Annotated in this window: 16 protein-coding genes; 8 read left to right on the forward strand and 8 right to left on the reverse strand. The window is 61.1% G+C overall.

Features of this window, described 5'->3' with window-relative positions; translation table 11 throughout:
* The first annotated feature begins 20 nt into the window (after positions 1-20).
* Positions 21-431, forward strand: a complete 411-nt coding sequence (locus tag NKJ37_RS23200; RefSeq protein ID WP_023811973.1) for a DUF427 domain-containing protein — start codon at positions 21-23, stop codon at positions 429-431.
* 30 nt (positions 432-461) lie between these two features.
* On the opposite strand, the gene NKJ37_RS23205 is transcribed toward NKJ37_RS23200, so the two are convergent.
* Together NKJ37_RS23205 and NKJ37_RS23210 are read right to left on the reverse strand one after the other, a co-directional pair.
* The gene (locus NKJ37_RS23205) at positions 462-893 is read right to left on the reverse strand and encodes an HD domain-containing protein (RefSeq protein WP_023811972.1); all 432 of its coding nucleotides are present in this window, start codon (positions 891-893) and stop codon (positions 462-464) included.
* Positions 894-917: 24 nt separating this feature from the next.
* Positions 918-1313 (reverse strand): GFA family protein, encoded by a 396-nt coding sequence (locus NKJ37_RS23210; protein WP_023811971.1) that lies wholly within the window; start codon positions 1311-1313, stop codon positions 918-920.
* 202 nt (positions 1314-1515) lie between these two features.
* On the opposite strand from NKJ37_RS23210, the gene NKJ37_RS23215 reads away from it, so the two are divergent.
* Both NKJ37_RS23215 and NKJ37_RS23220 read left to right on the forward strand, forming a co-directional pair.
* Entirely contained in the window at positions 1516-2124 is a 609-nt protein-coding gene (locus tag NKJ37_RS23215; RefSeq protein WP_023811970.1) for a cysteine hydrolase family protein, read from the forward strand.
* A gap of 102 nt (positions 2125-2226) precedes the next feature.
* Positions 2227-3501, forward strand: coding sequence for a DUF763 domain-containing protein (locus tag NKJ37_RS23220; protein ID WP_023811969.1), 1275 nt, complete (start codon positions 2227-2229; stop codon positions 3499-3501).
* Positions 3502-3523: 22 nt separating this feature from the next.
* Here NKJ37_RS23220 and NKJ37_RS23225 read toward each other — a convergent pair whose 3' ends face one another.
* The 3 genes from NKJ37_RS23225 to NKJ37_RS23235 all read right to left on the reverse strand — a co-directional run bounded on the left by NKJ37_RS23225 (position 3524) and on the right by NKJ37_RS23235 (position 4658).
* Positions 3524-3967 carry a PPC domain-containing DNA-binding protein gene (locus NKJ37_RS23225; RefSeq protein WP_023811968.1) on the reverse strand — a complete coding sequence of 148 codons (444 nt, stop codon included), beginning with the start codon at positions 3965-3967 and terminating at the stop codon, positions 3524-3526.
* A 40-nt stretch (positions 3968-4007) separates the two neighbouring features.
* A complete protein-coding gene (locus NKJ37_RS23230) occupies positions 4008-4325 on the reverse strand; it encodes a hypothetical protein (protein ID WP_023811967.1) in 318 nt (105 codons plus the stop codon).
* Between the two features lie 162 nt (positions 4326-4487).
* Positions 4488-4658, reverse strand: coding sequence for a hypothetical protein (locus NKJ37_RS23235; protein ID WP_023811966.1), 171 nt, complete (start codon positions 4656-4658; stop codon positions 4488-4490).
* Between the two features lie 209 nt (positions 4659-4867).
* Here NKJ37_RS23235 and NKJ37_RS23240 point away from each other — a divergent pair, with 209 nt between their 5' ends.
* The 4 genes from NKJ37_RS23240 to NKJ37_RS23255 all read left to right on the forward strand — a co-directional run bounded on the left by NKJ37_RS23240 (position 4868) and on the right by NKJ37_RS23255 (position 9219).
* On the forward strand, positions 4868-5440 hold the full coding sequence (locus NKJ37_RS23240) for a (2Fe-2S)-binding protein (protein ID WP_245273254.1): 573 nt from the start codon (positions 4868-4870) through the stop codon (positions 5438-5440).
* 1 nt (position 5441) lies between these two features.
* Positions 5442-6464, forward strand: coding sequence for an FAD binding domain-containing protein (locus tag NKJ37_RS23245; RefSeq protein ID WP_023811964.1), 1023 nt, complete (start codon positions 5442-5444; stop codon positions 6462-6464).
* Positions 6465-6467: 3 nt separating this feature from the next.
* The gene (locus tag NKJ37_RS23250) at positions 6468-8747 is read left to right on the forward strand and encodes a xanthine dehydrogenase family protein molybdopterin-binding subunit (protein ID WP_023811963.1); all 2280 of its coding nucleotides are present in this window, start codon (positions 6468-6470) and stop codon (positions 8745-8747) included.
* A gap of 211 nt (positions 8748-8958) precedes the next feature.
* Positions 8959-9219 carry a hypothetical protein gene (locus NKJ37_RS23255; RefSeq protein ID WP_352721431.1) on the forward strand — a complete coding sequence of 87 codons (261 nt, stop codon included), beginning with the start codon at positions 8959-8961 and terminating at the stop codon, positions 9217-9219.
* A gap of 52 nt (positions 9220-9271) precedes the next feature.
* Here the strand turns inward: NKJ37_RS23255 and NKJ37_RS23260 are convergent, their stop codons facing one another.
* A complete protein-coding gene (locus NKJ37_RS23260; RefSeq protein WP_023811962.1) occupies positions 9272-10981 on the reverse strand; it encodes an HAD family hydrolase in 1710 nt (569 codons plus the stop codon).
* Between the two features lie 230 nt (positions 10982-11211).
* Between NKJ37_RS23260 and NKJ37_RS23265 the strand changes: the two genes are divergently transcribed.
* Positions 11212-11718, forward strand: coding sequence for a YciE/YciF ferroxidase family protein (locus NKJ37_RS23265; protein ID WP_023811961.1), 507 nt, complete (start codon positions 11212-11214; stop codon positions 11716-11718).
* Between the two features lie 60 nt (positions 11719-11778).
* Here the strand turns inward: NKJ37_RS23265 and NKJ37_RS23270 are convergent, their stop codons facing one another.
* A complete protein-coding gene (locus tag NKJ37_RS23270) occupies positions 11779-11928 on the reverse strand; it encodes a hypothetical protein (RefSeq protein WP_352775172.1) in 150 nt (49 codons plus the stop codon).
* Positions 11929-11968: 40 nt separating this feature from the next.
* Entirely contained in the window at positions 11969-12940 is a 972-nt protein-coding gene (locus NKJ37_RS23275) for an SDR family oxidoreductase (RefSeq protein ID WP_023811959.1), read from the reverse strand.
* Positions 12941-12959 lie beyond the last annotated feature (19 nt).

Here is a 12959-nt window from a genome sequence, read left to right on the forward strand (position 1 = left end):
GGCAGCCAGGGAGAATTTGAATGCAAGCTTCAGGCGCAATCTCAACACACCATGCTGGCCAACTGGCCATAGAACCGTTTGCCGGCACGGTGACGGTACGATTTTCCGACGCCATAGTCGCTGCCACGGAACGGGCGAAAGTGCTTCAGGAAGAAGGACATGAGCCCGTGTTCTACATCCCTTTCGAAGACATCTATTTCGACCTTTTCGAAAAGACGAACACCACCAGCCGCTCCCCTTTGAAAGGCACCGCGAGCTACTGGCGCGTCCATGCGGTGGGCAGCTCGGCTGACGATGTCATGTGGGCATACGAGACGCCTGAAACCGCGGCGCGGCCCATTGCACGTCATGGTGCATTCGATCCGGAAAAGGCGCGCATCGATGCCGAGCCCGCGGAGGACAGACGGCACACGCCCCACGTCCCGGAGTAGATTGCCCGTTCGCAGCGGGGCGATCTGAATTCAAGGCTGGTGCTGACGGCGCGGAAACTCGTCATCAAGGATGCATAGTGCCTCCTCATATTTGACAGTCGATGCCCCGACCTGTCGTGCCTGCCAGATATTGTCCGCCAGATCCGCGCGCTTCACCGGCAGCGCCAATGGATTCGATGCCGCTCGTCGCACAAACGCGAAGTAATCCTCACCGGACCTGCGCGACATGGCGTCGACGGCCGAAGCGATCGTCGGGCCAAAACCGGCCTCTTCCAACTTGGTCCGGTCCCAGCCTTCGCCCTTTTCGAGGACGTCATGGAGATAGGCGACGACCTTCTGGTCCTTGGTTTCGACCGCGTCAACGATACGGCGGCAGTGCTCGATATACGGTCGCCCGGTCTTGTCGCGCTGTGCTGCGTGGACCTCTTCGGCAATCTTGGCCGCCCGGTAAAACATGCTCATCTGGCTTGTCCTTCAGACCTGGTTTCACCATCGCTCCTCGGTATCGTGGTGCGGCAGGTCTATTCCGCAGCAAACCCAGCCAAGTCGCTGCCTCGATCCATAATTGTAGCGCGGTTCCAGGCGAGCCGGATCGTCGAACGTTCCGATATGCAGCGCGACCTCTCCGGGCGATGCGTCATAGGCAAGGCTGAGCGGTGACCCGCAGGCGGAGCAGAAGCCCCTCCGGGCAATCGGCGAAGACCTGCGATAGGTCGGCATCGCATTGGTCCAGGTCACGCTTTGGGAAGGCACCCAGGCCAGAACCGCGAACGCACTGCCGGTCGCCCGCCGGCACATATCACAATGGCAGTAATGCACTCTCGGTTCGCTTCCAACGCGGAAGCGGATCGTGCCGCAGAGACATCCTCCGCTCAGTTCCATTTTGGCGCCCCGGCTGACTTGCCGCTCCAACGCCTCTCGCGCGGTCTCATGCGAGCACCTCCATTCATCTCAGCGGAAACGCCAGCCATTTACGTCGGTTCCTGTGGCTATCTCAGGAACCAGTGCTTGCGCGCGGCGTTGCGTGTCTTTGCCGACAACGGGAGGAAACAGGGAAAATGCATCGCCGGTCGGAGAAGCGCTGATGTCGATGCCGGGGCTGGCATACGGTCCTCTCGGCGATCGATGCATGCATATCTGCGTGGATATGCAGCGGCTATTTGCAGAGCCGTCTGAATGGGCAACACCCTGGATCACCCGGGTTCTCCCGCAGATCGAGAGGCTGGTCGAAAGACGCGCGCCACAGACGGTCTTTACACGCTTCCTGCCCGCCGGGAAGCCGGGGCAAGGGGTCGGCACATGGAAGCGCTATTATCAGCGCTGGGCTTCCCTGACGATCGAGACGATCGGGCCCGAAATGACCGAATTGTTGCCGTCTTTAGCCGGCTACTGCCCGCCAGCGGCGATCGTCGACAAGCACATCTACTCGCCCTGGTTCGAAGGGCGTCTCAGAGCGCTCCTGGTGGAGCGCGGCATCGATACGCTGGTCATCACCGGCGGCGAAACGGATGTTTGCGTTCTGGCTACGGTGCTCGGGGCCATCGATTTCGGCTATCGCGTGGTTCTCGTCACGGACGCGCTGTGCAGTTCTTCCGACGCAACCCATGATGCACTGCTGACCGTTTACCACCAACGTTTCGCGCAACAGGTCGAGACGGTTGAGATGGAAACGGTTCTCTCGAACTGGACTTGACGTCCGCTAACCCGGCCCGGGTGGGAAGTGTCCATGCTTCCTTGCGCGGTTGGGCTGCCTATCTGTTAAGAGAATGACGGACACCAGAACAGGTAGCAGGACGTGACGCAACGATCGGGAAGTGCTGATCTTCCACTCCATGGCGGGCGCGTGCCAAAATGGCTCGGCGACCGCATGACGCGTCTTGGCGCTGTGATGTGCGAGGCGATCATTCATCACTATGGTCGAGACGAGTTGCTGCGGCGGCTGGCGCATCCATTCTGGTTCCAGTCCTTTGGTGCTGTCATGGGCATGGATTGGCACTCGTCAGGAATCACGACCAGCGTCGTGGGCGCTTTGAAGCGTGGCCTCACGCCGCTTTCCGGCGAGCTCGGCATTCATGTCTGCGGTGGCCGCGGCGCGCATTCGCGCAAAACCCCGCATGAGCTGGAAGCCATCGGCCAACGCGTCGGCTTCGACGGAGCGGGCCTGGCAACCGCCAGCCGGCTGGTCGCCAAGGTCGACAGCGCCGCCGTCCAGGACGGTTTCGATCTCTATCTGCATGGCTTTATCGTCGCCGATGACGGTCACTGGGTTGTGGTGCAGCAAGGCATGAACGGCGACAGCAAGGTGGCGCGCCGCTACCATTGGCTCTCCGAGGGCCTGAAGAGTTTTGTCGACCAGCCGCATGCCGCTATCGAAGGGGCCAATCAAGGCGAGATCGTCAACCTGACCGACCGGCGTGCCGAGGCGTCCCGCCAAGGGCAACTTGACCTTTTGCAGAATCTCGGACCGGATCGCATCCTGGGCGAGCTGGCGGCATTGGAGCGAGGCGCGGAGCCGACGCGCCGGCAGGAACCGGAACAACCGCTGCTGCCGCATTTGGTCATGCCGGCCCACCATGACGTTCGCGAAAGCGATGTCGTCATGCATCGCCTACACGGCAATATCGCAGCCGCCGCGGACCGCGGTCCCACCGATTTCGCCGAGCTCCTTCTGGTCCCCGGCGTCGGCGCACGCACAGTGCGCGCGCTGGCCCTCGTTGCCGAGGTGGTGCATGGCGCTCCTTGCCGTTTTTCCGATCCCGGCCGCTTCTCGCTGGCGCATGGCGGCAAGGACAGGCATCCATTTCCGGTACCGCTGAAGGTCTATGACGAGACGATCGGGGTTCTGAAGTCGGCCGTGCAGAAGGCAAAGCTCGGTCGCGATGAAGAAATCGGCGCCTTGAGGCGGCTCGACGATCAGTCGCGGCAAGTCGAGCGATACGTGACCGGCCCCAGCCTGAAGGAAATTGTCGCGGGAGAATTCGACCAATCGCATCTGCTTGGCGGGCGCAGCGTGTTCGGGTGGGAAGCTGCGCCGGACACAGCGCCTGCTGAGCGGAGCAAAAAAGCGTGAGAACGAGACAGAGGGCTGTAGATCAGTCGGCCAGATCGATCAGCGCGACACCGAGGTCCGGACGCTTGCTGCGGCGCAGATGACCGGGCGCTTCCACCAGGGTGATTTCGAGCGTTGGTCGAACGATGCCGTCAAGCAGATGTCCACCCCGGGTGGTGCCGTCGCTCAATCCAAGCACCGCATGGACGTGCAGGCTGGGCTTGTCATCATCACCCAGTGCAACATCGCCGATCGCGCTCAGAACCTCGCACTGTTCGCCGATGGGGATTTTGCGGTAGGTCTTCGCGGTCGGATCAAACCAGCCCACGGTGGCTTTTTCGAAAGCCCCTATGGCGGTCAAGGACGCACTGCCGATCTCCTGGTCGACCGCGAAGGCGGTCAGTGCCGCGAACGCTTCTTCGCCTGGGTCGAGCACCACGACGAATGTCCGTTGTCCGCCGATCTCATTGACGAGCTGAGATTTCATCCCTGTGCTTCCATCGTTCGGCCCAAGGCCGTCGCCAAGATCAATGGGCGCGGTGTTCCGCATTGCGCTTGCGGGTCGCTGCAGCTTTCTTTGCCGATTCGGATCGGCTTGCGGCAGACCGTGATGCCGATGCCTTGCCGCCGCTTTTACCGCCTTTGTGCGCCGCGAGATGGCCCGTGTGTTTGCCGCGGCCCGAACCGCCTTCCTTCTTGCCACCGCCATCGTCCTTGTTGACGGTAGCCCATGCACGCCGCTCTGCTTCCTTGTCCGAAACCCCGCGCTTCTCGTAGCCTTCGGCAATGTGGTCGGCCTTACGCTCCTGCTTGTCAGTGTATTTCGATTTGTCGCCTCGTGGCATGGCCTGCTCCTATTGAATAAGGGCTGAACGTCGATTTGACGCGCTGGTTCCAACAGAAGTTCGCGTAGCCAATGCCATCGCCCGGCATGGCCAAACACCGCCGCGCGCAGGCTAACGCTTTTCGGGCCGGGGAGAGCGCAGCAGCAGGCGAGGGGAATTGGTTCAGCCGATTGCCAACCTCACGACGAGGGCCAGGATCACGACACCGACCAAGCCGGCTATGAAGATGACCCGACGGGTGCGCGTTCGCAGGATGATCTCGCCTTGTCTCGCCTGCTCCGCAGAGAATACAGGTCCATTGTCGCCGTCCTTGCCATGCCGACCATCGCTCATGATCGCCTCCTTCCGGCTCTTGGCACACAACCATCGCTTGACCGGGGAGGTTCCGATTGCATCGATCCGGCCAGCAGAAAAAGGATCACAGGCTCGTGAGGAGGGAACTTTGCCCTCCGCGAGTGGTTTGGGCCGCTTGAGACCCAGCCAGCCCGGAGCCAGCCATGTCCGATGCCAAAATTTCCAGCGGCTTGAGCAGACGCATGTTCATGACGGCCTCTGTTTCGGCGGCGGCGGTGATGCCGCTTGTGAATTCCCCAACGAGAGCTGCCCAGCCCGCGTCCGCAAAACCGGCCGAACCGCGCGATTTGTCGGCGGTTTCGATGCGTATCAACAAGCAGACCTACAACCTCGCGCTCGACAATCGAACCAGCCTGCTTGACGCGCTGCGCGACCATGTCGGCCTGACCGGCACCAAGAAAGGTTGCGATCACGGTCAGTGTGGTGCCTGCACGGTGCTGATCGACGGAAAGCGGGTACTGTCGTGCTTGAGCTTTGCCGTCATGAACCAGGGCCGGGAGATCACAACGGTGGAAGGCCTGGCTTCGGCGGACGGGGACCTGCATCCGGTCCAGCAGGCCTTCGTCGACCACGATGCCTTTCAATGCGGCTATTGCACACCGGGTCAGATCATGTCCGCCATCGGTTGCATCAACGAAGGCCATGCTGGATCGGAAGATGATATTCGCGAATATATGAGCGGCAATCTATGTCGCTGCGCGGCCTATCCCAACATCGTTGCGGCGATCGTTCAGGCACGCGACGAGACCAGGAGGGCTTAGGATGCGCCCGTTCGTATATGAAAGACCAACCAGCGTCTCCACGGCAATCGCCATGGCGTCCCGTCCCGATGCCGTGCATGTTCCGCCAACCGGCGCCGACACGCAGTTCATCGTCGGCGGCACCAATCTGGCCGACTACATGAAGCTCGGTGTCGCGCGGCCGGAGCGACTGCTCGACCTCAACACTCTTGCCGAGCCGGCCTTGCGGCAGATCAGGATAGACGATGATAAGATCCGGTTTGGTGCGCTGGTCCGTATGGGTGAAGCAGCCGACAACAATGATGTCAGGCGCCGTTGCCCGGTCCTCGCCGACAGCTTGAAATTCGCTGCCAGCGGTCAGCTTCGCAACATGGCGAGCCTGGGCGGCAATGTGCTGCAACGTACGCGCTGCGAGTATTTTCGAGAGATATCTTGGCCGTGCAACAAGCGCGAACCGGGCTCCGGCTGCGCTGCGATGGAAGGGTCCAATCGCCAGCATGCCGTGCTGGGTACGAGCGATGCCTGTATTGCCACGTATCACGGCGATTTCGCGCAGGCGCTGGTTGCGCTGGACGCCACCGTCGATGTCGAAGGTCCGCGGGGAAGGCGCACGCTCACTTTTGCCAAGCTGCATAAACGGCCGGGCGAAACGCCCGACATCGAGACGGATCTGGCCGCCGACGAGCTCATTACCGCCATCGAAGTGCCGCTGGCACAGTGGAGCAGCCGGTCGCGCTATCTGAAGATACGCGATCGCGAATCCTACGCGTTTGCGCTGGCGTCCGCGGCTGTCGCGCTCGACATGGATGGCGAGACGGTAAGGAGCGCGCGCATTGCGCTTGGCGGAGTGGCGACGGTGCCGTGGCGTGCGCGCGAAGCAGAGGACGTGCTACAGGGCAAAGTGCTTGACGAAGCCACGGCGCAGGAGGCCGCCGAGGCTGCTTTCGCCGATGCCAGACCGCGCGAGCATAACGCATTCAAGATACCGCTCGGCAAGCGCACGCTGGTGCGGGCGCTGCTCGAAACCCGGGATATGAAGGGCTGAGCCATGAACCAAGCTGCACCCGCTCCAAGGGAAAACCAGGGCGATCCCGTTGTTCGCATTGACGCCCGGCTAAAAGTTACCGGACAAGCCGGCTATCCCGCCGACATCGTTACGGCCAACGTCGCCTACGGTGCCCTTGCCACCAGCAGCATTGCCCGGGGCAAGGTTTCCGAACTTCACACGAAAGACGCCAATGCCGTACCCGGTGTGCTGGACATCGTCACCTATGGCGATCTGGACAAGACCGACATGCCGAAATTCGGCAACACCGGTGCAAGTTCGATTGGGCCCTTGCACGACAAGACGGTTTTTCACGATGGTCAGATCATCGCTCTGGTGGTCGCTGAAACCTTCGAGGCGGCGGAGGAGGCAGCGATGTTGGTCCGCGCCGACTATGAGGACGAACGGCCCAGCGCCAGCTTTGATTCCAAGGGCGTGAAGATGGAACCGGCTGCCGGCAAAAGCCCGATGTTCAAGGAGGATGCGAAGGCCGGTGACTTCGACGCCGCTTGGGCGGATGCGACGGTGAAGATCGACGAAAAATATTCGACGCCGACCCAGCATCATAATCCGATCGAGCTGTTTTCGACCACCGCCATATGGCAGGGCGACCAGTTGACGATACACGAACCCAGTCAAAACGTTACGGGCTGGAAGGTGGAACTGGCACGCCAACTGAAGCTCGATCCGGCCAATGTGCGGATCGTCAGTCCCTATATCGGCGGCGCCTTCGGCTCCAAGGGGCCGATGACGGCACGCACTGCTATCGTTGCCGTCGCGGCGCGGCGCATCGGCCGGCCGGTTCGCTGCGTCGTCAATCGCATGCAAGCCTTCGGTACGCAGACCTATCGCGCCGAAACGCGGCATCGGATCCGCATGGGCGCCGGCAAGGACGGCCGCATCACGGCGTTCGGACATGAGGCCTGGGAGGTGACGTCACGCCCGGACCCTTATGTCGTCGGCGGCACGTCCGCCACCGCGCGCATGTACGATTACGGCTCCGTTCTGACGCATGTTTCGCTGGTTCATGCCGACCGCAACACGCCTGGCTACATGCGATCGCCGCCGGAGACGCCTTATGTCTACGCGCTGGAAAACGCCATGGACGAAATGGCCGTGGCCCTCGGTATGGATCCTGTCGAGTTTCGTCGCATCAATGAACCGGAGAAGGAGCCGATCGGAGGCAAGCCATTTTCCAGCCGCTCACTCATCAAGTGCTACGACCAGGCGTCCGAGGCCTTTGGCTGGTCGAAGCGCGATCCCAGGGTCGGCTCGATGCGCGACGGCGATTGGCTGGTCGGAATGGGCTGTGCGACGGCAATCTATCCGACTGCCGCCGCACCTTGCGCGGCCCGGGTTCGTCTCACCGCGGATGGCGAGGTTCGGGTCCAGTGCGGCTCCCATGAAATTGGCACCGGCGTTCGCACCATCGCCGGCCAAATGGCGGCCGAAAGGCTGGGGGTCGGCATGGACAAGATCAGCGTGGAGATGGGCGACAGTGCCTTGCCGCCGGCTCCCGTGTCGGGCGGATCGATCTCGACCGCCAGCGTCTGCTCCGCGGTCATGAAAGCCTGCGACGCGATACGCGAAAAACTGTTTGCCGCCGCTGCGGGCAAGGGGGCTCCGCTGGCAGGTTCGGCCAATGCGAAGCTGGATTTGAAGGACGAAGAGGTCGTCACCGAGACCGGCAAGTCCGCCAAGCTGGCCGATGTCTTCAAGGCCATGCAAGTCGGCGCCATCGAAGAATATGCCGAGTTTGCGCCGAAGGGTTCTTCGCCTGAAGCCCTGAGGAAACTCTATGCCGGACAATCGGAGTTTCATGGTGGAGAGAACGACGAAGATTCGGTCAAATATGCGTTTGGCGCCGAGTTCGTCGAAGTGCGCATCAACAGCTATACACGCGAAATCCGGGTGCCGCGCATGGTCGGAGCCTTCGCTGCCGGGCGCATCATGAACACGCGCACCGCGCGCAGCCAGCTGATAGGTGGCATGATCTGGGGCATTGGCCAAGCGTTGCACGAGGCCACGGAAATTGATCAGCGACACGCGCGCTACGTGAATCGCGACCTGCAGGACTATCTCGTGCCGGTCAACGCCGACATCAAACAGGTCGACGTTATCCTGGTCCCCGAAATCGACCACCAGGTCAATCCTGCCGGCGTCAAGGGCTTGGGCGAACTCGGCAATGTCGGAACGGCTGCTGCCGTGGCGAGTGCCGTCTATCATGCCACCGGCAAGCGCATTCGCGATCTGCCGATCAGAATAGATGATTTGATAGGCTGACGATCAAGAGCTCTGGACGGAGCATGGAACTCGTAACCCATAGGAAATTCAAAAACGGCAGGTTGATGCCGTGGGGAAAAGGCACGGTCGTCACCGGAGCAAAGGGATTTGTCTACCTCTGCGGCAATACGGCAACCGCCGAAAATTACGATCCTGCCGGAAAGAGAGGAGGGGCTTCCCTGGCGATGCGGCGGCACAGTGGCGCGCAATTTTGGCGAACATCAAATCAGATCTGGAAGAACTCGGCAGCGCGCTCGACTATCTCATCCGGCTGACCTTCTTCATCAAGGGGCCATTTCCCGATGGCGGCGTTCTAAGTTCACCCAATTTTCGTCTCGACGTACGGGACGAGTTCTTTGCCGAGCATTGCGCGAAGCACTGCAGCTATAACAACCCGCCGCCCTCCGAGGTGATCGGGATTGCAGCGCTTGCGCAAGCCGACATCGATTGTCGCGGTGGCGGCGTTGCCTGACTGAAAAAGTTTTCGCGTGCAGCGATAGCTTAGTTGCCTTGGCTCTCGAGTGTCACTCCGGGGCTGTGGCCGGAGCCGTGTAACGTCGGCGCACAGCGTCAAGCACCCGCTTGCGGCTCTCCTGCGCCGACAGGGTCTTGTCCTCTTCCGCCTCGGCGGTTTCGCGCGCCAGGTCCTTGTCCCTGATCTGATGTCGAAACCATTTGGAATAGTCGCCGGTGCGCAAGTGAAACTCCCAAGTCTTGTCGTCTATGCCCTCGGCGATCTGAGCGAAGATCATCAGATTGTGAGCCCTGAGGTTCATCGCATTGTCAGGGCCATGGAAATAGAAGCTGCCGGCTTCGTCGAGCTGGCCTTCGGCATATTTCCGGCTGTGCCGCTTGAGTGACTGACGTGGTTCCACCACCTTGACCGTCTTGACTTTCTTGCCCGCCTGCGGCCGCCAGAACAGCACGCGCGCGCCCTTGGGGCTGGGGATGTCCTTTGGCGGCTCAATGCCAGTCTCCTTGCAGAAGACCTTCACCACGTCCTTCGCCTTGGGGCCAAGCGCAATGATGGCTGTCACAAGGCGCAAGGCGTCTGTCGAGATCGCCTCGGGGTGAACGGTGATCAAGATTGTGCCCGGCAATTCCAATGAAAGGACCGCCCGCGTATCGTCGCGCCGCTTGGGCAGAAGATGGTGCGCTTCATCGATGACGAGCCAGTGCGGTCTCGCGGTGCGCCGGCGGAAACTGCTCAGGCCAGGCAGCAGGTCGGCAAAGAAATCCGGCCTCTCGTCGACGCGCAGGGCCAATCCGTTGACGACAATGTTGCTGTCGGCCTTGGCGATCAGATCCAGCACCTGCGCCTTTGTCGGCGCGCTTGAGCCGTCTCCCAGGCGAACGGCGCCTTCGAGGCCGTCATAGTCGCCTTCGGGATCAAAGACGCAGAACTGAAAACCACTTTCGACGAAGCGTTCCGTCAGCGCGGTGGCCAAGGTGGATTTACCAATGCCGGAACTCCCGGCAATGAGGATCGTGTCGCTCGGCGACAGGTAGACATCATCGCCGCCAGACGACCCAAGAACGATGCCGTCATGGCGCTTCGGCACTATCGCGTGATCACGCTTTATCAGCTTTGCGATCAATTGCTCCACGCCCTTGCCGCGGGCGCCACGCATGACCAGGTTGGCTGTATCCTTGACCGCCGGAATTGCATTGTCGACGGCGGCGCTGCAGCCACAGGCTTGCAGGAACGCGTGGTCGTTCTCGGCGTCGCCGACGCCGACGACGTTGTGCGGCGAAAGTCGAAGGTCCTGAAGGGCCGCAGCGAGCCCGGTGGCTTTGTTGATGCCGCTCGGCAGGATCATCACCGCGCCCTTGTTGAAGATGATTTCCAGTTCGAGACCCATCTTCTTGATGATATCGAGCACGGTCGCCTGATGGGGTTCCCAGGTCGCGACGATCGATCGCCCGACCGAAAGCGGCTTGACGCCCTGCCGCTTCAATCTGGCGACGAATTTGGGCTCGGGCGATGGGGCGATCACCCGCTCTTCCTCGCTGGCCGGCGTGTAGATCATCGCGCCATTCTCAGCGACGACCTTGTCGAAGAGGCTAAGCTCGGGAAAGACGCGCTTGAGATCGGGCAGTTCACGCCCGGTGACGAGAACCAGCTTGCGGCCGCTTTTCTTGAACCGCTCAAGCGCGGCGAGCGTCTTCTTGGCGACGATCCCATCATGAGCCAGCGTGCCGTCATAGTCTGCCGCCAATGCAATGAAATACATTCCGCCGACCCTTCTCGTTCCGGTTGCCCTGTGGCTAGAACGTGTGATCGAGACAAAGGCTCCCCACCGACCGAATCGTAGGTGGAGGAGGGGCGGTTCGCCCTCGGAAATCAGGAACTCCTTCGGTGCCGGTACGTTGACCAGACAAGCCGGGAACCGTCCCGGTCTTTGCTGGCGGCGTGCAAACCCCGTCGCCGAAATCCACACCAAGCGCAATGAAAGGTAAGGCCATGGGCTTCTTTTCGAAGGACATCAAGACACTCGACGATCTCTTCGTGCACACGCTGCGCGACATCTATTACGCCGAAAAGCAGATCGAGAAGGCGCTGCCGAAGATGATCGACAAGGCAACCGACCCGCAATTGAAAGCCGGATTTGAAAAACACCTCGACCAGACGAGAGGCCATATCGAGCGCGTCGAACAGGTGTTTGAGTTGCATGGCGTCAAGGCCAAGGAGGTCAACTGTCCGGCAATCGACGGTATTCTCGAGGAGGCCGACGATGTGAGCGGTGACGTCGATGACAAGGAGGTTCTCGACGCGGCGCTGATTGCTTCGGCGCAGGCCGTCGAACACTATGAGATGACCCGCTACGGGACGCTCATCGCCTGGGCCAAGCAACTCGGCCGCACCGACTGCGCCAATGTGCTGGCCAAGAACCTGAGGGAAGAACAGGCGACAGATCGCAAGCTCACCGAAATGGCGGAAAGCAAGATCAACCTGCAGGCAGCCGAATAGGGCTGCAATCCGGCCGGCTGGTAACTCGGCCGGCCGGATTGCTGGCAGGTTTCCACTCCGTCAGCGAGACGGGTCGACGCCCAAGGCCGTTGATTGCTTGCGCAGCGCCTCATCGTCATCCTGCGGCGCATGCCGAGCAGATCCTGCGATTTCCGTGTAGATGCGGTACGCTATACAAGTGAGCGCCACCATGAAAAGCAGACGGCCCATCCATCCTACTCCTTGCTCATGGATTTCATTCCGGCCATCCTCAGTACCCTCCGACGACCGGCAAGATTTCGCCGGTGATGTAGCTCGAGCAATGCGGCGAAGCGAGGAACACATAGGCCGGCGCGAGTTCTTCCGGTTGCGCGGGTCGTTTCATTGGCGTGTCCGCGCCGAATTTCGAGACGTCGTCGGCTTCCTTGTCCGACGGATTGAGCGGCGTCCACACCGGACCCGGTGCGACCGCATTCACCCTTATGCCCTTGCCGATGAGATTGCCCGACAGGGCCCGCGTGAAGGCATGGATGCCGCCCTTGGTCATCGAATAGTCGACCAGTTGTTTTGAACCGTCGATACCGGTTACCGAACCGGTGTTGATGATCGCCGAACCTGGCTTCATGTGCGGCACCGCTTCCTGCGCCATATGAAAATAGCCGTAAAGATTGGTCTTCAGCGTCGTGTCGAAATGTTCTTCGGTCAGCTCGCCGAAATCGCTGGAATGGATCTGGAACGCAGCGTTGTTGACCAGCACGTCGATGCGACCGAATTTTTCAACGGTCTCCATGACCGCCTTGTGGCAGTGGCTGCGTTCGCTGACATCGGCCTTGACCAGGATGCAGCGTCGTCCCTCCTTTTCCACCGCTGATTTGGTCTCTTCAGCATCCTTGTCCTCGGCCAGATAGACGATCGCGACGTCGGCGCCCTCGCGGGCGAACAACACCGCCACCGAGCGGCCGATGCCGGAATCGCCGCCCGTGATGAGTGCTACCTTTTGGTCGAGTTTTTTCGATCCGAGATAGTACGGCGCATCGTACAGCGGCTCCGGCTCTAGCGCCCATTCGTGCCCCGGTTTGGGCTGATGTTGCTCGGGGAAGGGGGGCTCGGGATATTCACGGGCGCCAGCCTGCATGGCGCCTTGCTGCTTCCCACCGCCTTTCGATTTGTCCTTGGCATCGACGCCACGTTGGATATGGCGCTGCTTGGCCGCTTCACCGGCTATTTCCGACTTCATCTGCATGATCGTCTCCTTGGCTTGG

The sequence above is a fragment of the Mesorhizobium sp. M0140 genome (genome assembly GCF_040322475.1).
In the GTDB taxonomy this organism is placed as follows: Bacteria; Pseudomonadota; Alphaproteobacteria; order Rhizobiales; family Rhizobiaceae; genus Mesorhizobium.